The following is a 20,018-nucleotide window of genomic DNA, read 5'->3' as shown; positions in this document are numbered from 1 at the left end:
CGCATGACCGGGCACCGGGTGGCGCTGCCCGGTCACCCGCGGGCGCGCAAGAGCCGTCACCGACTTTCCCCTACACGATCGTGTAGTGCCCTGGCGCCGGTCCGGCCCGCCCGTCGACCACCCTGGAGCGCAGGAGTCCGTTCCCGCGAAAGGCAGTTGTCGCGCATGCCCCCCACCACACTGCACCCCGAGCCCGCCGCCACCCTGCCCGGCGTGCCCGTCGTCGACATCACCGCCACCGGCCCCGGCCGCACCCCCATCCAGCAGGTGATGCGGCTGATGCGCGAGCACGGCCCGGTGCTGGTGCGCCGGCTGCACGGCCGGGACGCGATGTTCGTCGCCGACACGGACCTGGTCGCCGACCTCGCCGACGAGGGGCGGTTCGCCAAGCACGTCGGACCCGCCCTGGAGAACGTCCGCGAATTCGCCGCCGACGGCCTGTTCACCGCGTACAACGACGAGCCCAACTGGGCCAAGGCGCACGACATCCTGATGCCCGCCTTCGCGCTCGGCTCGATGCGCACCTACCACCCGGTGATGCTGAAGGTGGCCCGCCGCCTCATCGACTCCTGGGACCGGGCCGCCCGGGACGGCCGGCCCGTCGACGTGCCCGACGACATGACCCGCATGACGCTCGACACCATCGGACTGGCCGGATTCGACTACGACTTCGGGTCCTTCGAACGCGCCGAACCGCACCCCTTCGTGGAGTCGATGGTCCGCTGCCTGGAGTGGAGCATGACCCGTCTGGCCCGCACCCCCGACGGGGACCACGCGGCCGCCGACGCCGCCTTCCGGGCCGACGCCGACTACCTCGCCCGGGTCGTGGATGACGTCATCGCCGCCCGCACCGGCACCGACCAGAGCGGCGCCAAGGACCTGCTCGGGCTGATGCTCAGCGCCCCGCACCCCGCCGACGGCACCACCCTGGACCCGGCCAACATCCGCAACCAGGTCATCACCTTCCTGATCGCCGGCCACGAGACTACCTCCGGCGCCATGTCCTTCGCCCTGTACTACCTCGCCAAGCACCCCGCCGTGCTCCGGCTCGTCCAGCGCGAGGCCGACGCGCTGTGGGGCAGCGCCCCCGACCCCGAGCCGACGTACGACGACATCGGCCGGCTCACCTACACCCGCCAGGTCCTGAACGAGGCGCTGCGGCTGTGGCCGACGGCCGCCGCGTTCAGCCGGCACGCCCGCGAGGACACCCTGCTCGGCGGCCGGATCCCGCTGCGCGCCGGCCAGGCCGTCACCGTGCTCACGCCGATGCTGCACCGCCAGAGCGTGTGGGGCGACAACCCGGAGCTGTTCGACCCCGAGCGGTTCACCCCCGAGGCCGAGGCGGCCCGCCCGGTGCACGCCTACAAGCCGTTCGGCACCGGCGAACGCGCCTGCATCGGACGGCAGTTCGCGCTGCACGAGGCGACCATGCTGCTCGCCCTGCTGGTCCACCGCTACCGGCTGCACGACCACACCGGCTACCGGCTCACCGTGAAGGAGACCCTCACCCTCAAGCCCGAGGGCTTCACCCTCACGCTCACCCCGCGCACCGCCGCCGACCGCGCGCACGCCCCGCTGCCCGGCACCGCCCCCGCGCCCGCCCAGGACACCCCGGCCCCGGACACCCTCCCGGCCCGGGTCCGCACCGGCACCCGCGCCCTGTTCCTGCACGGCAGCAACTACGGCACCTGCCGCGACTTCGCCGCCCGGCTCGCCGACGAGGCCGCCGCCGTGGGCTGCGCCACCGAGGTCGCCGCGCTGGACGCCTACGCGGACGGCCTGCCCACCGACCGGCCCGTGATCATCACCGCCGCCTCCTACAACGGCCGCCCCACCGACGACGCCACCGCCTTCGCCGCCTGGCTCGACGGCACCCCCGACCTGACCGGCGTCACCTACGCCGTCCTGGGCGTCGGCGACCGCAACTGGGCCGCCACCTACCAGCAGGTCCCCGCCCGGATCGACGCCCGCCTCGCCGAACTCGGCGCCACCCGGCTCACCGGGCGCGCCGCCGCCGACGCCTCCGGCGATCTCGCCGGCACCGTACGGGAGTTCACGGACCGCCTGCGCACCGCGCTGCTCGCGCGGTACGGCGACCCGGACGCCGGGCCCGGCACCCCGGAGGAGGAGCCCGCCCACGCCTACGAGGTACGCACCCTGACCGGCGGCCCGCTGGACGCCCTCGCCGCTCGGCACGGCCTGGTCCCGATGACCGTCACCGAGGCCCGCGACCTCACCGCGCCCGGCCACCCCCGCACCAAGCGGTTCCTGCGCATCGCCCTGCCCGACGGCGTCACCTACCGCACCGCCGACCACCTGACCGTGCTGCCCGCCAACGCCCCGGAACTGGTGGACCGGGCACTCGCCGCGTTCGGTCTCGACGCCGACGCCGTCCTGGACATCCGGGCCACCCGCCCGCGCCGCGACAGCCTTGCCGTCGACCGGCCGCTGACGGTACGCGAACTCCTCACCCACCATGTGGAGTTGCAGGAGCGCCCGACCGACCGGCAGCGGGCCCTGCTCGCCGCGGCCAACCCCTGCCCGCCCGAGCGCGCCGCCCTCGCCGCCCTGCCCGGCGACGACCCGCGCACCCTGGTGGAGCTGGCCGAGGACCACCCCGCGCTGCGCGGCGCCCTCGACTGGCCGGTCCTGCTCGACCTGCTCACCCCGCTGCGCCCCCGCCACTACTCGATCTCCTCCGCGCCCGCGACCGACGCCCGCCACGCCGACCTCATGGTCTCCGTGCTCGACGCCCCGGCTCGCTCCGGCAAGGGCCGCTACCGGGGCACCGGCTCCGGTCACCTCGCCTCCCTGCGGCCCGGCGACACCGTGTACGCCCGCGTCCAGCCCTGCCGTGAGGCGTTCCGCGTCGACGGCTCGGCGCCGGTGGTGATGGTCGCCGCCGGCACCGGTCTGGCGCCGTTCCGGGGAGTCGTCGCCGACCGGCTGGCCGCCCTCCGCTCGGGCGCCGGACTCCCGCCCGCCCTGCTGTACTTCGGCTGTGACGCGCCCGACGCCGACTATCTGCACGCCGACGAGCTGCGGGCCGCCGAGCGGGCCGGCGCCGTCGCGCTGCGCCCGGCCTTCAGCGCCGCCCCCGTGAACGGCGCCGCCTTCGTCCAGCACCGCATCGCCGCCGAGGCCGATGAGGTGTGGCGGCTGCTGACCGCCGGGGCGCGGGTGTACGTGTGCGGCGACGGCGCCCGCATGGCACCCGGCGTCCGCGAGGCGTTCCGTACCCTGTACCGGAAGCACACCCCGGACGCCGACGCCGCGCAGGCCGAGCGGTGGCTCGACTCGCTGGTGGCGGACGGACGTTACGTGGAGGACGTGTACGCGGCCGGGTGAGCCGGGCCGCGGGGGAGGGGCCCGGTGGGAGACCCCGCGGAACGCACGCCGGGGCACCCGGCGGACCGGGCTCGCGCGGAACCGGCGGAGCGGACACCGGGCGACCCGGCGGCCCGGGGTCGTGCGGAATCGGTGGGGCGGGCCCGGCGGGCGCCGGCGGAGGCGGGCGTACCGCCGCCCGTCTCCCCGGCCCGCTGGGCGACAGCACGCGTTCCGCTTAGCTCACAGCGTGAACTAAGGCGTGGGGTAATGTCGCGTCCCGCTGCCCGAAGGAGTATGTTGCAGGTCGGGCACGGTTCGTGAAGGGAGCCACATGGCGGGGCGCAACGGGCGCACGGTACGCGACCTGAGACGAGGCAACCGCACGGCGGTGCTCCAGCGACTGTACTTCGACGGCCCGCTCAGCCGCTTCGAGCTGGGCCCGGCCACCGGACTCAGCTCCGGCTCGGTCAGCAACGTGGTCGCGGACCTGATCGCGGACGGCCTGGTCGAGGAGGCCGGCAGCGTCGACTCCGACGGCGGCCGGCCCCGCACCCTGCTGCGCGTCGCCCCGCACAGCGGACAGATGATCGGCGTCGACGTCGGCGAAACCCGCGTCCGCGTCGAGCTGTTCGACCTGGCCCTGACCGAACTGGCCCGGGTGGAACGGCCGTTGACCCCGCAGGGCTACGACGTCGACGTCATCGCCGGTCACATCCGCGACGGCGTCGCCGAGGTCCTCACCGCCGCACAGGCCGCCCCCGGCCGGCTGCTGGGCGTCGGCGTCGGCGTCCCGGGCATCGTCGAACACACCCCGGACCAGGGCGCCGTCGTCCACGGGCAGACCATCGGCTGGGACGCCGTCCCGCTGGAGCGGCTGCTGCGCTCCGCCTCCCCGCTCCCCGACGGGGTGCCGTACCTCATCGACAACGGCGCCAAGACCCTCGGCCAGGCCGAGATGTGGTTCGGCGCCGGGCGCGGCGCCCGCAACGCCGTGGTCGTGCTGTTCGGCTCCGGCGTCGGCGCCTGCCTGGTCACGCCCGAGGTGGAGCACGGGCGGGCCGTGGAGTGGGGGCACCTGACGGTACGGGTGCGCGGCCGACGCTGCCGCTGCGGTGCCCCCGGCTGCCTGGAGGCGTACGCCGGCGCCGAGTCGCTGCTCGCCCGCTGGCGCGAGGAGGGCGGCCGGCCGCCCGAGGACACGGACGAGGAGACCGCGCTCACCGCGATGCTCGCCGCCGCGTACCCGCCCGAGGGCACCGCGCCGGACCCGGTCGCGCTGGCCGTCCTGGAGGAGACCGCCGAGTACCTCGGCGCCGGCCTGTCCGACCTGATCAACCTCTTCCAGCCCGAGCGCATCCTCATCGGCGGCTGGGCGGGCCTCCAGCTGGGCACCCGCTTCCTGCCCGCCGTCCGCCGGCACGCGGCGACGTACGCCCTGCGCCATCCGGGCGACCAGGTGACCATCGAGCTCGGCCGGCTCGGCCCGGACGCGGTCACCGTCGGCGCCGCGATCCTTCCCCTGGCCGACTTCTTCGCCGCCGGCGGCCGCCGCCCGGAACCGGCCGGCGAGACTCCGCTCCCCACCTGGCACACGGCCCTCAAGGAGAGGGCGCCGCACTGACCCCGGCCGCGCCCCGCCGGCGCGTGCGGTCCGGCGGGCCGGCCGCCGGCAGACACCCCCCACGCGGGCCTACGCCGGTGACTCGTCCGGACCCGGGTGTTCCGGGTGCACCGTGCCTGTCCGGGGCGCGCCGCGCGGGCCGGTGCCGGCCTCGTCCGTGTCCGGCGCGGTGTCCTCGCCGTCCTCGCCCCGCCCGTCCTCGGCGGGCCGCCCCGGGGCGGTGACGTCCCACCGGTCCTCCCCGGCACCGACCTGCTGGTCGGGCATGTCCCTGGGCACCGGCCGCTCCTCGCCGCCGGACCCGGGTTCCCGCACTGCCATGGCGTCTCTCCGCTCCTCCGTCGGGCCTCGGGGCCCGCTCAGCCGACCTTCCGTCCCCGCATGGGCTCGGTCTCCATTCCGCCGCCCTGCCGCAGGCCCTCCAGGAACTCCTGGATCACCTCGGTCGCCGTACGCCGGGGACGCCAGCCCAGTTCGGTGCGGGCCCGCGCGCAGTCCATCAGCGGCAACCGCAGCACGGCGTCGAACAGGTGCGGAGACGCGGGCAGCAGGTGCAGCCCCCAGGCGGCGGCGATCGCCGAGCGGGCCGCCGTACGCGGCAGCCGGACGGGCCGGGAGCCCAGCAGCTCGGCCAGGACGGCGGCGTCCAGCGGAGGATCGGCGGCCAGGTTGAAGGGGCCCCGGGCGTTGTCCGAGCGCACCGCGAGCCGGTAGGCCTCGGCCGCGTCGTCGGTGTGCAGCGCCTGCACCCGCAGCCCCGGGATGTCCGGCAGGAACCGCAGCAGCTCCGGCCGGGCCAGCGGACCGGGCAGGAACCGCCCGCCGAAGATCCGCCGCTGCTCGCTCGCCGACTGCCACTTGAACAGGAACGCCGGCCGCATGCGCACCACCCGCACCTCGGGGTGATCGCGTTCGAACACGTCCAGCGTGCGCTCCAGATAGGCCTTCTCCCGGCAGTACGCCGCGTCCGGCCAGCCGTGTGTCGGCCAGGACTCGTCCACCGCGCGGTCCTTCGGCCCGGGTGAGTAGGCGCCGACGGAGGAGGCGTGCACCAGCACCGGCACCCGGGCCGCCGCGACCGCCTCGAAGACCCGGATACCGCCCAGCACATTGGTCCGCCAGGTCCGGGCCGGGTCGTGCGTCGGCTGGAACGCCCAGGCGAGGTGGATCACCGCGTCCGCGCCCTCGAACCGCTCGGCGAGGTTCTCCTCGTCCGAACCCAGGTCCACGGCGGACCACTCGGTCTTCGGCGGCGACCACTGCGGCGTCCGCCGGGCCAGCCCGCGCACCTCGGCCACCTCGGGGTCCTCGGAGAGCAGGCGCACCACACTGGTACCGACATTGCCGGTGGCGCCGGTCACGACCACCCTGCTGCCCGCTGAGCTGCTCACCTTCGGCTCCTCTCGTCGGCACGGCCGGGCTGCGACGAGCGCCCGGGTACCCGGACACCCGGCGCGCACACGCGGCACGGCGGCGGCTCCGGCGCCCATGTCGCGGTGACGGCGGTTTATCGCGTTGAGGGCGGGGGAGCGCGGACATAAGGTCACCGGCATGTCTCTACGTCTTCGTATGCGCCAGGCACTGCCGGAAGCGATGCGTGCCCGCGACAAGGCCGCCGTGAGCGCCCTGCGCTCGACCCTGGCCGCGCTGGACAACGCCGAGGCGGTGCCGGTGAGCGAGGCCGAACTCCGCGGGGTCGCCCTCGAACTGTCACCGGCCGGCGCCGGCACCACCGAAGCCGCGCGGCGTGAGCTGAGCGAGCGTGAAGTGATCCACGTCGTACGCGCCGAAGCCGGCGAACGGCTCGAAGCCGCCGCGCGGTTGACCGCACCGGCCCACGCGGACCGGGCCGCCCGGCTCCGCGCGGAGGCCGACGTCCTGCTCGGGTTCCTCGACGGCCCGGAACCCGCGTAGGACACACCTCCGCATGCCCCGGACGCCCCGGACGCCCCGGACGAGGATGGTTCACGTCACCGCGGCGGGTGGGCGGCGTCGTAGCGGCGGCGGTTGTCGTCGACCTCGTGCCGGTGGGTGACGGCCCAGTCGGCGAGGGCGGTCATGGAGTCCAGCAGGGTGGTGCCGAGCGGGGTGAGCGCGTAGTCGACGCGCGGCGGCACGCTGGGGTGCACGGTCCGGGTGAGCAGTCCGTCGCGCTCCAGCTGGCGCAGGGTCAGGGTGAGCATCCGCTGCGAGATTCCCCGCACCGCGCGGTGCAGTTCGCTGAAGCGCAGGGTCCGGTCGCGCAGTTGCCCGACGACCAGGATGCTCCACTTGTCGCCGATCAGGGCCAGGATGCGCAGCACTTGCCGGCACACCTCGTCGTCCGTCTCGCCACCGCCCGCGGCCGCCGGCGGCCCGGACCCGGCATCGCGGTGCCGTAGGGCCGGTGAGCTGTTCCCGCGGGCCGTCATGGGTTACCTCCTTGTGCGTCACCGACATGAATGTGCCGTCTTGTCCCCGGCAGGCCGGTGACAAAGGATGCTGCTGCGAACAAACAGTAACCATCCGGCGGGCAGGTCGCGGCCGCGTCCGACCGTCCGCCGTGGCCGGAAGGGGCAATGCGGTGACGAAGACGCTCGCTGTGGTCGGGGCAGGCCCGGGACTCGGGATGGGCGTGGCCCGGGCTTTCGGCAGCCACGGTTTCCGGGTGGGGCTGATCGCCCGGAACCAGGACACCCTGGGCCGTCTGGTGGACGAGCTGACCCGGTCGGGCGTCACGGCGGCGGCCTTCCCCGCCGACATCCGGGACCGCGAGGCGCTGGCCGGTGCCCTCGCCGGAGTCGGGGAGCGGCTGGGGCCGGTCGACGTGCTGGAGTACAGCCCGAGCCCGACCGGCGCCATCACCAGCGCCGCGCGGACCACGGCCGCCTCCGCCACCGAGCAGTTCGAGCTGCATGTGCTGGGCGCGGTCACGGCGGTCGGGCAGGTCCTGCCGCACATGCTCGCCCGTGGCGCGGGGACGTTGCTGCTGACCACGGGGGTTTCCGCGACGATCGCCGCGCCCTTCCTGGGCAATGTGGGCCTCGCCATGGCCGGCCTGCGCAACTGGGCGCACGCGCTGCACGCCGAACTGGGCCCCCAGGGAATCCACGCGGCGACGGTGACCATCGCCTCCCGCATCGTCCCCGGCGACCCGGTGACCGGCCCCGACGCCATCGGCGCCCGCTACTGGCGCCTCTACCGGCAGCCGGACCGCAGGGAAGAGGTCATCGGCGACCCGGAGGCGTTCCGCGCGCTCGTCGCCGGGACGACCGGCGTGAGCGACGCCGACGGCTGACCGGCCCCGCAGGTGTCAGTCCGCCCGTCGACCCGGGGAACGACGGCAGACCCACCTCCGGAGGGACGCGACCCGCCTCCGGAGGGACGCGACCCGCCTGCCGTGGACCAGCCGGGTGCGCACGGAGCGCCGTGCCGGGGGCAGCGGCAGCCGCGTCTGCCGGACGTAGGCCTTCCATTCCTCGTACACCCCGGGCGCGAGGACGACGGCGAGCAGTATCGCGGGGATCACGACGGCGGACAGCACTGCGACAACTCCTTCCTCACGGCAGGCGGCTCATGTCCGGACGGGTTCCGCCACCTCCACCTGGGCCGGCCGCAGCAGCTGGTCGCCCACCCGGTAGCCGGGGCGGAGGACGACGGCACAGGTGGACTGCCGGACGTCGGCGGTGAACGTGCAGGAGACGGCCTCGTGCACGGCCGGGTCGAACGGGTCGCCCGCCGTGCCGAACGACCGCAGCCCCAGGGCCGCGAGCTCGCTCTCCAGGACCTCGGTCACCCGCCGGAAGCCGCCCGTGACCTCGCCCTGCTTGTGGGCCTGGTCGATGGCGTCCAGGACGGGCAGGAGGCCGGTGAGCACATTGGCCACCGCTATCTCGCGGACCGCCAGACGGTCGCGGCCGACCCGTTCGCGGTAGGTGTCGTACTCGGCCCGCACGCGCCGCAGGTCCGCCGTGCACTCGCGCAGCCGCGCGCGCAGCACGGCGGCCTCGGCGGGCTCGCCGGCGGTCCGGGCCGGCTGCCGGGCGGGTTCGACATCGCCACGGCGGCGGGGCTCCAGGCTGTTTCCCGGTTCCCGCCGCCGGGTGGCCCCGACGACCGACAGCGCGGGCCTGCCACGGCGGCCGGTGCCGCTCGGACCGGTCATCCGGCACCGTCCTGCCGCTTGTCCTCGTCGACGATCTCGGCGTCCACCACGTCCTCGTCCGCCCCGCCCGCACCGGACGCGCCACCGTCCGTACCGGACGCGCCCCCGCCCGCACCGCCACCGGCCGCCTGCGCGCCCTGTGCCTGCTGCGCCTGGGCGTACATGGCGGTGCCCACCTTCTGGGCGGCGGCGGTGACCTTGTCCGTGGCCTGCCGCAGGACCGCCGTGTCCGCCGGCTCCGCCTTCAGCGCCTGCTTCAGCTCGGCCAGAGCCGTGTCGACCTCGCTTCTGATGTCGGCGGGGATCTTGTCGGCGTTGTCGCTCAGGAGCCTCTCGGTCTGGTAGGCGACCTGCTCGGCACGGTTGCGGGTCTCGGCGGTCTCGCGCCGGTTCCGGTCCTCCTCGGCGTGCTGCTCCGCCTCCCGCATCATGCGGTCGATGTCGTCCTTGGGGAGCGAGGAGCCGCCGGTGACGGTCATCTTCTGTTCCCTGCCGGTGCCGAGGTCCTTCGCCGTGACGTGCATGATGCCGTTGGCGTCGATGTCGAAGGAGACCTCGATCTGCGGGACGCCGCGCGGCGCCGGCGGCAGACCGGTCAGCTCGAACATGCCGAGCTTCTTGTTGTACGCCGCGATCTCGCGCTCGCCCTGGAAGACCTGGATCTGCACCGACGGCTGGTTGTCCTCGGCCGTGGTGAAGATCTCCGAGCGCTTGGTCGGGATCGTGGTGTTGCGCTCGATCAGCTTGGTCATGATGCCGCCCTTGGTCTCGATGCCGAGGGACAGCGGGGTGACGTCGAGCAGCAGGACGTCCTTGACCTCGCCCTTGAGCACACCGGCCTGCAGGGCCGCGCCGACGGCCACGACCTCGTCCGGGTTGACGCCCTTGTGCGGGTCCTTGCCGGTCAGCTCCCGCACCAGGCCGGTCACCGCAGGCATCCGGGTCGAGCCGCCGACCAGGATGACGTGGTCGATGTCCGACACCTTGATCCCGGCGTCCTTGACCGCGTTGTCGAACGGGCCCTTGCACCGCTGGAGGAGATCGCTGGTCAGCTGCTCGAACTGGGCGCGGGTGAGCTTCTCGTCCAGGTGCAGCGGGCCCTCGGCGGACGCGGTGATGTAGGGCAGGTTGATCGTGGTCTCCGAGGACGACGACAGCTCGATCTTCGCCCGCTCCGCCGCCTCCCGCAGCCGCTGCACGGCCATCTTGTCCTTGGCCAGGTCGACGCCGTAGTGGTTCTTGAACTGCTGGACCAGGTGGTCGACGATCCGCTGGTCCCAGTCGTCGCCGCCCAGATGGGTGTCGCCGTTGGTGGCCTTGACCTCGACCACGCCGTCGCCGATCTCCAGCAGCGACACGTCGAAGGTGCCGCCGCCGAGGTCGAACACGAGGACCGTCTGGTCGTTCTCCTTGTCCAGGCCGTAGGCCAGGGCGGCGGACGTGGGCTCGTTGATGATCCGCAGCACCTTCAGCCCGGCGATCTCCCCGGCCTCCTTGGTCGCGGTGCGCTGGGAGTCGTTGAAGTACGCCGGTACGGTGATCACCGCGTCCGTGACGTCCTCGCCGAGGTACGCCTCCGCGTCCCGCTTCAGCTTCTGCAGCACCCGCGCGGAGATCTCCTGCGCCGTGTACCGCTTGCCGTCGACGCTCCCGGTCTCCGGGAACCTCCACTGCGCGTCACCCATGTGCCGCTTGACCGAGCGCACGGTGCGCTCCACGTTGGTGACGGCCTGCCGTTTGGCGACCTCGCCGACGAGCACCTCGCCGTTCTTGGCGAACGCCACGACCGACGGGGTGGTGCGGGCGCCCTCCGTGTTGGTGATGACGGTGGGCTCGCCGCCCTCCAGGACCGAGACCACCGAGTTCGTCGTGCCGAGGTCGATTCCTACCGCGCGTGCCATGGCCCTTTCCTCCCTCCGTGTCCCAGACCCCGGAGCGGACACACGTCACTGAGAGTCTGGATGAAGTCCCCACGCCAGCTTGTCAAGAAATCCAGGTTTCCACCTCTTTACAAGCTTTTGCGAAGGACGGTAGCTGTGGAGACGGGACCAGGCCGGAAGGAGGCAGGCCGATGATCACCGAACTGGCTGTCGAGCGCGTGGAATTCACCTGCGGCCACTGCTGGCACACCTGGAGCGCCGATTACGACGTGCAGTACTACCGCGACGAGAACGGCGCTGAATGGGAGTACTTCACCCGCGACGGAGACGGCGTGCCGTCCCCCTACGAGCCACAAGGCGCTCCGCCCTGCCCGCTCTGCGGTCGCCGCTGGGTGGGCCGTCTCACCGCCCGCCGGCCCGTCCCCGTGCCGCCCGGCCCGGCCGGCACGCCCCGGCAGCGGCTCACCACCACCCGCGAGCAGCACCGCACCGACCGCCATGCCGCGCCACCGCTGGGCGCGGACGCCGCTGAGCGGTCCCGGGACACCACGGCGGGGGCACCCGGCGATTCGTGAGGCTCCCGGAGGGTGCCGGGCCGCCGCCCGCTCAGCCGGCGGGCGGCGACCCGGCCGCCGAGATCACGGTGAACCGGGCGCCGTCGGGGTCGCGCAGTACGGCCTCGTGCTCGCCCTCCTCCAGGACGCCTCCGCCGTGCCGCCGCGCGGCCCGCGCGCACCCCGGCACATCGTCCACCAGGAAGGTGACCTGCCAGTGCGGCCGTACCGAGGGGTCGGGCGCCGTGTCCGACTCTCCCGACTCGAGGCGCGCGACGACGTGGCCCTGGCTGCGCAACAGCACCTCGTCGGCCTCGTACTCGACCTCACAGCTGCCGGGGCGGTCCGAGGCCCAGTCGAGGACACCGCCGTAGAACATGGCGGCGTCGAAGGCGTCGCGGGTGTGCAGGGTGATGAAGGCGGGTGCCGAGCGCCGCCAGGGTTCCCAGCGGCCGAACCGCTCCCCCTCCCAGATGCCGAAGGTGGCCCCGTGCCGGTCGGAGAGGAGTGCCACGCGCCCGGGCGGCAGCCGCAGCGGGCCGACGCCCGCCGTGCCGCCCCGCTCCCGGGCCCGCGCCGCGGCCTGGTCGGCGTCGGGGACGGCGAAGTACGGCGTCCAGGCCACCCCCGTCTGCCGCAGGGCGGGCAGCACGGCGATCCCGGCGACCGGCGCCGAGTCCGCCAGCGCGATACGGAAGTGATCATCTGCTTCGGCCGGGCGCCACTGCCAGCCGAGCACGGCCCCGTAGAACCGCTGTGACGCCTCAAGGCCGTGGCTGGTCAGGCTGATCCAGCACGGTGCGCCGCACCCGGAGCCCGCGGAGCCGGCGTCCGTGGCCCCCGGGGTCCGTGTCTTGCCGTGATTCATGGCCATCGCGCCCGGCCTCCTGTGTCCCAACCGCCAGCGCTGTGAGACCGATGTCCGACGGGAATGCGAAACCTGAAACGTCAGCGTACCCACAGCACCCCTGGGGAAACGGCTCCTGCCGCGTGTCGCTAGCGCCTGGTGAGGCGGGTGAGGGTGACGCCGTTGGGGAAGGCGGTGCGCTCGGCGACATCGAACGCGGTGGGGGCGAACGTGCCGTCGAAGGCCGGTATCCCGGCACCGGCCACCACCGGGTAGCTCTTGAGCACCAGTTCGTCGATCTCGGGCAGCAGGGCACCCGCGAGCTTCCCGCCGCCGCACAGCCAGATGTCCAGCCCGGTGCCCGCCTCCCGCTTGAGCGCGCGGACCAGGCCGAGCGGGTCGCCCGGGACGACGGTGACGGCCGGGTCCACGTCCGGCGTGAGGGTGCCGGAGACCACGTACTGGCGCAGGTGCGCGTACGGACGGGTGATCCCCGCGTCGAGTGCGGGACGGTAGGTGCCGAGGCCCATGACGACCGTGTCGAAGCGCCGGCCGGGTGCGCCGTCCAGGCCGGCGGCGGCGCGGTGGGCCGTCGGGACCGTCTCGGGATACAGGGCGCCCGTCCAGGCGGAGTAGGCGGCGGCCTGCCGTTCGTCGCCGGCCGGGAAGAAGTCGTACTCGCCGCCGGGGCCGGCGATGCGGCCGTCGAGCGAGACGGCGACGTAGTACACGAGCTTGCGCAAGCTGGTAACTCCCTACGTAGTACTCTGGTTGAAGTGGTTTGAACGTAGTACTACAACTGGAGTGGTGTCAATGGTGAGACGGAACGACCAGCGCCGGGCCGCCCTCGTGGACGCGGCGATCGAGGTGCTGGCCAGGGACGGCGCGCGGGGCCTGACGTTCCGGGCGGTGGACACGGAGGCCGCCGTGCCCGTCGGCACCGCCTCCAACTACTTCGCCGACCGCGACGACCTGCTCACCCAGGCCGGCGCCCGGGTCTACGAGCGGCTCCAGCCCGACGAGGCCACGATCAGCCGTCAGCGGTCGGCCGGCCGCGACCGGGAGACCTACGCGGAGCTGATGCGCGAACTCGTCGGCCGCGTGGCCGCTTTCCGCACCGGCTACCTCGCGCTGCTCGAACTGCGCCTTGAAGCGACCCGCCGCCCCGGACTCCGCGAGGTCCTCACCGAGCGGGTCCGGGCCGACATGGCCGCCAACGTCGCCTACCACGAGGCGTCCGGCCTCCCCGGCGACGCCACCGCGGTCAAGCTGCTGATGCTGACGCTCAACTGGCTGATCGTCGAGCAGCTCACCCTGCCGGACGTCTTCACACCGGCGGAGCGCGAGCGGTTGGTGGCGGCGGCGGTCGAGCGCATCGTGACCGAGGGGTAGGCGGCCGGGGCCGTCCGTACCCGCTGTCCCGGAAGGCCGGGGCTCAGCGCCGTAGCGCCGCCCGGGCCGGCAGCGTCACCGCCAGCAGGCCGAGCCCCACCGCGCCCCCGGCGAAGGCCGCGTACACCAGCGGCGGCACGTACGGGTCCTCGCCGGTCAGGCCGCGGGTCATCGGGATCAGGGTGGCCGCGGCGATGGCCGTGCCGAGGGCGACGCCGGCCCCCGCCACCAGCAGGCCCTCCCAGCGCAGCATGCCCATCACCTGGCGCCGGGTGGCGCCGACGAGACGCAGCACGCCGAGTTCCCGGCGGCGGTCCAGGACGGTCATCACCAGGGTGTTGACGGCGGCCACGGCGGCGAAGCCGCCCAGGACCGCGGCCATCGTGTAGTTCGCCCAGGCGTTCAGCTCGCGACCGGCGCTCCGCTCGACCGCGTAACCGGACCCGTCGGCGACCTGGCCCAGCGGGGCGAGGTCCCGCGCGTCTCCGCCGCGTACCAGCAACGTGCTGTCGAAGCCCGAGGAGACGTGGGCGGCCAGCGACGCGCGGTCCATGGTGACGGCCGGCAGGCCGAGCCCACGGCCGTAGACGGCGACGACCTCGGGGCGGGCCCGGGTGCCGTCCGGCAGGTACAGCGGCAGCCGGTCGCCGACCGTGACCCCGGCCGACGCGGCGAGCGTGGTGTCGACGGCGATACGGTCCCCGCCGAGCCGGTCCAGGTCGCCGTCGCGCACATCGAGGTCCTGCACCTCGGCGAGCCGGGCGCCGGAGCCGGAGACACCCTGGGCCGCCGCGTCCTGCAACCAGCGGCCGCCGCCCGACCCGACGGGCACCAGCACCTCGGTGTCCAGCAGGCCCACGGCCGCCCGGACGCCGGGAGCACGGGCGGCGCGCTCGACGGCACCGGCGGACAGCCCGGCGGGGTGGGTGACGACGTGGTCCGCGGTGATGCCGGCGCGCGACTGCTCAGCGGCGACGTGGCTTTCGCTCGTGTGCAGGAAGGTGAGCGTCGAGGCGAAGGCCATGGCCAGCACGATCGGGGTGAGCGCGGACGCCAGCCGGCGGGCGTTCGTACGGGAGTTGGCGGCGGCGAGCGAGGCCGCGGCGCCCAGACCGCGCAGCGGCAGCCCGGACAGGGCCGCGCACAGCCGCGCCACCAGCGGACCGAGCAACGCGACCGCCAGCATGAACAGCATGACCACGCCGAGGGCGGCGTTGGCCGCGTCCTCCCCGGCCGAACGTGCCGCGAGCACGGTGAGGAACCCGCCACCGACCAGGGCGCCCAGGCCCAGTGCGGTACGGATCACGCCCGGACGCCGCCGTTCCACCGACGCCTCGGTGAGCGCCTGCCCCGGCTTGATCCGCGCGGGCCGGCGCCCGGCCGCCCAGCCGGCGGCGAGCGCGGTCAGCAGCCCCGCGCCGACGGCGACGACGAGCGGGAGCCAGGAGACATGCAGGCGCACGGGTTCCGGAATGGCCCCGCGGTCCTTCAACTGCCCGAACCACCAGTGCGCGAGCCCCACCCCGGGCAGGCAGCCGGCGAGCCCGGCGACGGGCGCGACGAGCAGCCCCTCGGCGGCGACCGCGCGGCGGATCTGCCGCGGCGTGGCGCCGATGGCGCGCAGCAGCGCGAATTCCCGGGCGCGCTGGGCGACGGACAGGGCCACCGTGCCGGCGGCGGTGAAGACGGCGACCATGGCGGCGATTCCGCCGAAGGAACCGCCGAGCCCGGTGAGCGTCTCCTTCGCGTACCCGAGCCCGCGGTTCTCCACCGCGCCGCGGTCGTCACCGGTGCGCACCCCGGCGCCGGACCCGGCGAGCGCCTCGCGCACACCGGCGGCGAGGGCATCGGTCTCCGTCCCGCCGTCCGCCAGTACGACGATGGCGTCGGCCTTGCCGGGATGCCCGGCGAGCACGGGGGACCGGGCGTCGGCGAACCAGCCCACGGGCCCCCCGGCCAGGTCGCCGGGCCCGGCCTGGGCCAGCCCCGAGACGCGGAAACCGGCGCGTCCGGCGGCGGTTTCCAGCACGACGGTGTCGCCCACCCCGGCCCGCGCCGCCCGCGCGGCGGCGGCGTCCAGGACGACCTCCCCGGCACGCGGCGCGGCCCCGGAGCGGAGCGCGGTGCCGGTGAAGGCGTGCGATCCCCAGCCATGGCCCGTGACCGCGCGGTTGCCCTGGCGCACGGGGAACGTGAAGTCCGGGACGGCCGCCCGGACACCGGGCACGCGGGCCGCCCGGCCGGCCAGCGCGGTGTCCACGCGGGCGGTGTCCGGCAGCGGGGTCGTCTCCTCGGAGCGGCTGTCCCCGCTGCCCGTGACGAGGTGGGCGTACTGGTCGGCCGCCGCGACGACCGGCGCCTTCGCGTACCGCGCGGGCGGGACCGAGGCGCGGACGCCGGTCTCCAGGAGGATGCCGCAGGCGGAGACGATCAGCGACGCCATCATCAGCGCCACGAAGGTGCCCGCGAACGAGGCGGGCTTGAAGCGTACGGCCGCGCGGGCGAGGCCGTTGGGGGCGAGGGTCCTCACGCGGCGGCCACCGCCGCAGCGCCCGTACGGGAGGTGAGGGCGGCCATGCGCGCCGCGATCTGTTCCGCCGTGCCGCGGTCGAGGCCGCCGGCGAAGACGCCGTCGGCGAGGAACAGCACGCGGTCGGCCCATGCGGCGGCGGCCGGATCGTGGGTGACCATGACGACGGTCGCCCCGAGGGTGTCCACCGCCTGCCGGAGCAGGCCGAGGACCTCGGCGGCGGTCACCGTGTCCAGGGCGCCGGTGGGCTCGTCGGCGAACACCACGTCCGGGTCGGTGATCAGGGCGCGGGCGACGGCCACGCGCTGCTGCTGGCCGCCGGACAACTCGCCGGGACGCCGCCCGGCCTTGTCGGCGAGACCGACCCGCGCGAGCATCGCCTCCGCCCGCCGGCGGTCCCGGCGCTGCCCGGCCAGCCGCATGGGGAGCAGCACGTTCTGCTCCACGGTGAGGGAGGGCAGCAGGTTGAAGGCCTGGAAGACGAAACCGAGGCGGCTGCGCCGCAACTCGGTGAGCTGGTTCTCGCGCATGCCCGTGATCTCCGTACCGCCCAGGCGCACGGAGCCGGCCGTCGGCCGGTCGAGACCGGCCGCGCACTGCAGGAAGGTGGACTTGCCGGACCCGGACGGGCCCATGACGGCGGTGAACGTGCCGCGCGGCAGGGCGAGATCGACGCCCGCGAGGGCGTGCACGGTACGGGAGCCGCGGCCGTACTCCCGCCGTACCCCGCGCAGTTCGACGGCGAGCCCGGGTGTGCCCTGGGGCTCCAGCCGGTCGTCCGCCGTCCGCCGCTTGCCGCCGCGCAGCCTCATGGTCCGTCCTCTCGCGATCTTTCCCAGCCGATGACCCGACGCTACGGAGCACGGCCGTCGCGGGACATGGAGGCTCCCGGCGGATCGGGGTGGGGATATCCCGAGCGCGCCGGTCAGGACAGCTCGACCGGGGGCGGAACCGGCCGGTCAGGACAGCTCGACCTGCGGAACGGACCGCGAGGCGGACGCCCGCGCCCACGAGGCAGCGGCCCAGGGCTCACCGCTGCCGGACGCCAGAAGTGGCTCAAGTCCAGCTCAGAGAGACGAACATCTCCTGGATACGGTCCTGGTCGGACCATAGTGTTCTGGTTGCCGCCCGTGACCAAGGCGGGTGTCTGAAGAGGGGGGCACACATGAGCCTCGGTACGCGCCCGGCGGCCATGGCATCCGGCACCGCGCTGCGGCTCCGCCTGGGGACCGTAGCGGCGCGGGTCGTCACCGGCATAAAGGGCCGGGCCGACCGGGAGAACCATGACCGTGAGCGTCACCAGTACGGGGAGACCTCCTCATGAGGCCGGTGCCTGTATGGCTGCCAGGCGTCGCTCTGGCCCCGGTGCTGTGCCTGACGGCGTGTACGCCCGGCAACGTCCCCGCACCCGATCGCGCTGCCGCAACGTCTCCTCGCGCGAGCGCGGAACGCCTAGCGGAGGACGACCTCACCGCGCAGGCGCAGTCGGCGTTGGACGCGGTCACCGACCAGGGCCCGTCCATGGTCGAGTCGGGTGTGGAACGCGTCTCCGACGGAGTCCACACCCAGCCCGGCCTCCCGGCAGGTCGTTCCTACGAACTGACGGTGGTCTGTGCCGGTGCGGGAGAAGCGTGGCTCTTCTTCACCCCGAGCAGGACGGCGCCGGGCAAGGCCGTACCCTGCGATCGCTCAGTTGTCTTCGAGCGCTTCACAACCGGTAAGTCCGTGCGCATCGATGTCAGAGGTGACGCCCGTGCGACCGGAATGATCGCTTGGCGGATCAACACCGTCTGAGGCGGTCCGGCGCGGTCGCGTCCCGGGCGGGAGATGGAGCTGGGCGGACTGCCTGTCGCTGCGACAGCCTGGCGCCGGTGTAGCAGGCGCCGGCTGAAACCTCAGACCGTCCGGCAAGTGCGCCTGTGCCTGGAGCAGACGTTCCAGCACGCCTTCCCCCGAGTAGGAGAAGGCGTCCGAGCCGTCCTGTTTCCGCGAGACCACAGGGAGCGGTGCCCTTCGGATGCCGACCAACGGCTCGGCGTGGGACGGGCCTTGAGTCGTGGGCGCGGTCAGGGGCGCGCGGGCCAGGGCGCCCGACCGCCGGCCGGTGATGACCGGCTGTGGGTCCGTCTCTTGCGGAGGGTCGCCGCAAGTGGCAAACAGGGGGTCCTCACCCCGCTCCCAGGGGGCGCATTTCGGCGCGTACACCACCCAACCGGTTCCAGCCCGAACAACCGGCGTTCTCCAGCCACTTGACCCGATCTCCCTGCACCGGACGCCTCGGCCGGGGCAGCATACAAAGCGTGCTCGATCAGCTACGTAACGCAATGAAATGGGGGATGATGGCCAGCCAGCCGGACCCGGATCTCTCCAACTCCCTGGCCATGCTCCACACGGCCGTCATGCACACGGACAAGAACATCCGGGACGCGCTCGACAAGAGCGTGGAGAAGCTGGAGTCGGCCGGTCGGGCCGCCCAGGACAGGACGAAGGAGGTCGTCGACGAACTCGGCCGGATGCGCGCCGGCTTCGGCGACGTCTACACCAAGCTGAACGCCAACGGGGAATCGCTCAACAGCACAGTCCACGACATCGTCACCCAACTGCGCACCGGACTGGAGGACGTCCGCGCCGCGCTCGCGGATCTCACGCCGCCCGCGCCGCCGCAACAGCACCCCGACCCGCCGACCCCTGATCCTGGCCCCACGGTCCACGAGACACCCGGCACCGAGCGGGACCGCACCAGCCCCGCGACGGCACCCGTCACCACCATCACGGAGTCCGGCGAACTGCCGGGAGAAACCCTGCACAGCGTGATCCCGGCGCAGCGCACCGTTGACCCGTGCCCCGCTCCCGGCCCGGCGCTGACGGTCGACGCCGTCCGCCGTGCTGTCCGCGAGGCCCTCAGTGAGGCCCTCAGTGACGCCCTCGGTGAGCAACTCGCCCCCGTGCTCGCCGCGCTCACCGCCCCGGACGGCACCGCTGGCGAGAGCCTGGCCGATGACCGGCACGACGGCCCGGACCCGCTGCAGGAAGCCGCCGGGGAGATCAAGCAGGAACTCGGCACCGCCCTGGAGGAAGCCCGCTCCGGCCTGGCCTCGCTGCAGCGGGAGATCGCCGGTCTGCGCGGTGCCGTGGAGGAGTTGCGGACCCGGCCCGGCCCCAGTTCCGCAACCACGACTCCCGAGGTGAGCACGGAGCACAGCACCCTTCTCAAGACGGCCGCCCGCGTCTCCACGGCCTCCCTGCTGTGCCACCGCGACATCTGGGAGTTCCTCACCGCCCACGCCGGACGGCACCCGCACTTCCGCGTGCCGCCGCACGTCACCGGCGAAGGCGGCGAGCGGATCCGCGCCGCACTGTCCGGCCGCTCCCTGATCGCCCTGCTGATCAGCCTCCACGCCATCAAGCACACCTCCGGCAGTGGCGACGGTGACCAAGAGCTCGCCGCCACCTTGTACGAACGGATCGAGAACAGCCTGACCGGCCTCGCCCCCGACGGTGAGCCGGTCACCATCGCCCTCGACGACCGCGCCGCCCCCGGCCCGAACACCCCGGCCATCGAAAACAGCACCCCGGCCGACGGTGAACCCGAGAACACGGCCACCCCACCGGCTCCCGGGGAGCAGAACACCGGCACCGGCGAGACGGACGGCCCCGCCACCGCGTGACCTGTCCCGGCCTGCCGTGTCGGTGCGATGGTCCGCAGGCCGGGGACGACCG

At 74.0% G+C, this 20,018-nt stretch carries 19 protein-coding genes; 9 read left to right on the top strand and 10 right to left on the bottom strand.

The window, feature by feature from the left end; translation table 11 throughout:
• Positions 1-165 precede the first annotated feature (165 nt).
• Positions 166-3,348, top strand: coding sequence for a bifunctional cytochrome P450/NADPH--P450 reductase (locus Srubr_RS16140; protein WP_189989055.1), 3,183 nt, complete (start codon positions 166-168; stop codon positions 3,346-3,348).
• 313 nt (positions 3,349-3,661) lie between these two features.
• Positions 3,662-4,951, top strand: coding sequence for an ROK family transcriptional regulator (locus tag Srubr_RS16135; protein WP_189989053.1), 1,290 nt, complete (start codon positions 3,662-3,664; stop codon positions 4,949-4,951).
• A gap of 69 nt (positions 4,952-5,020) precedes the next feature.
• On the opposite strand, the gene Srubr_RS16130 is transcribed toward Srubr_RS16135, so the two are convergent.
• Complete coding sequence (locus Srubr_RS16130; protein WP_189989051.1) at positions 5,021-5,272, bottom strand: hypothetical protein; 252 nt, start codon at positions 5,270-5,272, stop codon at positions 5,021-5,023.
• Positions 5,273-5,310: 38 nt separating this feature from the next.
• The gene (locus Srubr_RS16125) at positions 5,311-6,342 is read right to left on the bottom strand and encodes an SDR family oxidoreductase (RefSeq protein WP_189989050.1); all 1,032 of its coding nucleotides are present in this window, start codon (positions 6,340-6,342) and stop codon (positions 5,311-5,313) included.
• Positions 6,343-6,544: 202 nt separating this feature from the next.
• Here Srubr_RS16125 and Srubr_RS16120 point away from each other — a divergent pair, with 202 nt between their 5' ends.
• On the top strand, positions 6,545-6,865 hold the full coding sequence (locus tag Srubr_RS16120; protein ID WP_189989801.1) for a GatB/YqeY domain-containing protein: 321 nt from the start codon (positions 6,545-6,547) through the stop codon (positions 6,863-6,865).
• Between the two features lie 56 nt (positions 6,866-6,921).
• On the opposite strand, the gene Srubr_RS16115 is transcribed toward Srubr_RS16120, so the two are convergent.
• Positions 6,922-7,362: a winged helix-turn-helix transcriptional regulator gene (locus Srubr_RS16115; protein ID WP_189989048.1), complete on the bottom strand. Its 441-nt coding sequence runs from the start codon at positions 7,360-7,362 to the stop codon at positions 6,922-6,924.
• A 152-nt stretch (positions 7,363-7,514) separates the two neighbouring features.
• Here Srubr_RS16115 and Srubr_RS16110 point away from each other — a divergent pair, with 152 nt between their 5' ends.
• Positions 7,515-8,228, top strand: a complete 714-nt coding sequence (locus tag Srubr_RS16110) for an SDR family NAD(P)-dependent oxidoreductase (protein WP_189989045.1) — start codon at positions 7,515-7,517, stop codon at positions 8,226-8,228.
• Between the two features lie 15 nt (positions 8,229-8,243).
• On the opposite strand, the gene Srubr_RS16105 is transcribed toward Srubr_RS16110, so the two are convergent.
• The 3 genes from Srubr_RS16105 to dnaK are packed head-to-tail and all read right to left on the bottom strand — an operon-like array spanning position 8,244 to position 10,996.
• The gene (locus Srubr_RS16105; protein ID WP_203855029.1) at positions 8,244-8,474 is read right to left on the bottom strand and encodes a hypothetical protein; all 231 of its coding nucleotides are present in this window, start codon (positions 8,472-8,474) and stop codon (positions 8,244-8,246) included.
• 30 nt (positions 8,475-8,504) lie between these two features.
• Positions 8,505-9,095: a nucleotide exchange factor GrpE gene (gene grpE, locus Srubr_RS16100; RefSeq protein ID WP_189989043.1), complete on the bottom strand. Its 591-nt coding sequence runs from the start codon at positions 9,093-9,095 to the stop codon at positions 8,505-8,507.
• On the bottom strand, positions 9,092-10,996 hold the full coding sequence (dnaK, locus tag Srubr_RS16095; protein ID WP_189989040.1) for a molecular chaperone DnaK: 1,905 nt from the start codon (positions 10,994-10,996) through the stop codon (positions 9,092-9,094). The genes grpE and dnaK overlap by 4 nt, the downstream gene beginning before the upstream one ends.
• 170 nt (positions 10,997-11,166) lie before the next feature.
• Here dnaK and Srubr_RS16090 point away from each other — a divergent pair, with 170 nt between their 5' ends.
• Positions 11,167-11,550: a hypothetical protein gene (locus tag Srubr_RS16090; protein WP_189989038.1), complete on the top strand. Its 384-nt coding sequence runs from the start codon at positions 11,167-11,169 to the stop codon at positions 11,548-11,550.
• A gap of 31 nt (positions 11,551-11,581) precedes the next feature.
• Here the strand turns inward: Srubr_RS16090 and Srubr_RS16085 are convergent, their stop codons facing one another.
• Together Srubr_RS16085 and Srubr_RS16080 are read right to left on the bottom strand one after the other, a co-directional pair.
• Entirely contained in the window at positions 11,582-12,397 is an 816-nt protein-coding gene (locus Srubr_RS16085) for a VOC family protein (protein ID WP_189989799.1), read from the bottom strand.
• 128 nt (positions 12,398-12,525) lie between these two features.
• A complete protein-coding gene (locus tag Srubr_RS16080; protein ID WP_189989037.1) occupies positions 12,526-13,119 on the bottom strand; it encodes a dihydrofolate reductase family protein in 594 nt (197 codons plus the stop codon).
• A gap of 70 nt (positions 13,120-13,189) precedes the next feature.
• On the opposite strand from Srubr_RS16080, the gene Srubr_RS16075 reads away from it, so the two are divergent.
• Positions 13,190-13,768, top strand: coding sequence for a TetR/AcrR family transcriptional regulator (locus tag Srubr_RS16075; protein WP_189989035.1), 579 nt, complete (start codon positions 13,190-13,192; stop codon positions 13,766-13,768).
• 43 nt (positions 13,769-13,811) lie between these two features.
• On the opposite strand, the gene Srubr_RS16070 is transcribed toward Srubr_RS16075, so the two are convergent.
• Both Srubr_RS16070 and Srubr_RS16065 read right to left on the bottom strand, forming a co-directional pair.
• On the bottom strand, positions 13,812-16,298 hold the full coding sequence (locus Srubr_RS16070) for an ABC transporter permease (RefSeq protein ID WP_189989033.1): 2,487 nt from the start codon (positions 16,296-16,298) through the stop codon (positions 13,812-13,814).
• Positions 16,295-17,110 (bottom strand): ABC transporter ATP-binding protein, encoded by an 816-nt coding sequence (locus Srubr_RS16065; protein ID WP_189989031.1) that lies wholly within the window; start codon positions 17,108-17,110, stop codon positions 16,295-16,297. The genes Srubr_RS16070 and Srubr_RS16065 overlap by 4 nt, the downstream gene beginning before the upstream one ends.
• A 353-nt stretch (positions 17,111-17,463) precedes the next feature.
• On the opposite strand from Srubr_RS16065, the gene Srubr_RS16060 reads away from it, so the two are divergent.
• The 3 genes from Srubr_RS16060 (at position 17,464) to Srubr_RS40760 (ending at position 19,966) form a co-directional block, all read left to right on the top strand.
• Positions 17,464-17,622, top strand: a complete 159-nt coding sequence (locus Srubr_RS16060) for a hypothetical protein (RefSeq protein WP_189989029.1) — start codon at positions 17,464-17,466, stop codon at positions 17,620-17,622.
• Between the two features lie 167 nt (positions 17,623-17,789).
• Entirely contained in the window at positions 17,790-18,092 is a 303-nt protein-coding gene (locus tag Srubr_RS16055; RefSeq protein ID WP_229926388.1) for a hypothetical protein, read from the top strand.
• A 542-nt stretch (positions 18,093-18,634) separates the two neighbouring features.
• Positions 18,635-19,966: a hypothetical protein gene (locus Srubr_RS40760; RefSeq protein WP_229926387.1), complete on the top strand. Its 1,332-nt coding sequence runs from the start codon at positions 18,635-18,637 to the stop codon at positions 19,964-19,966.
• Positions 19,967-20,018: the final 52 nt, after the last annotated feature.

The organism is Streptomyces rubradiris, from assembly GCF_016860525.1.
GTDB classification, from domain to species: domain Bacteria; phylum Actinomycetota; class Actinomycetes; order Streptomycetales; family Streptomycetaceae; genus Streptomyces; species Streptomyces rubradiris.
The sequence above is the reverse complement of the archived record's forward strand: the minus strand, read 5'-3'. Positions and strand labels throughout refer to the sequence as shown.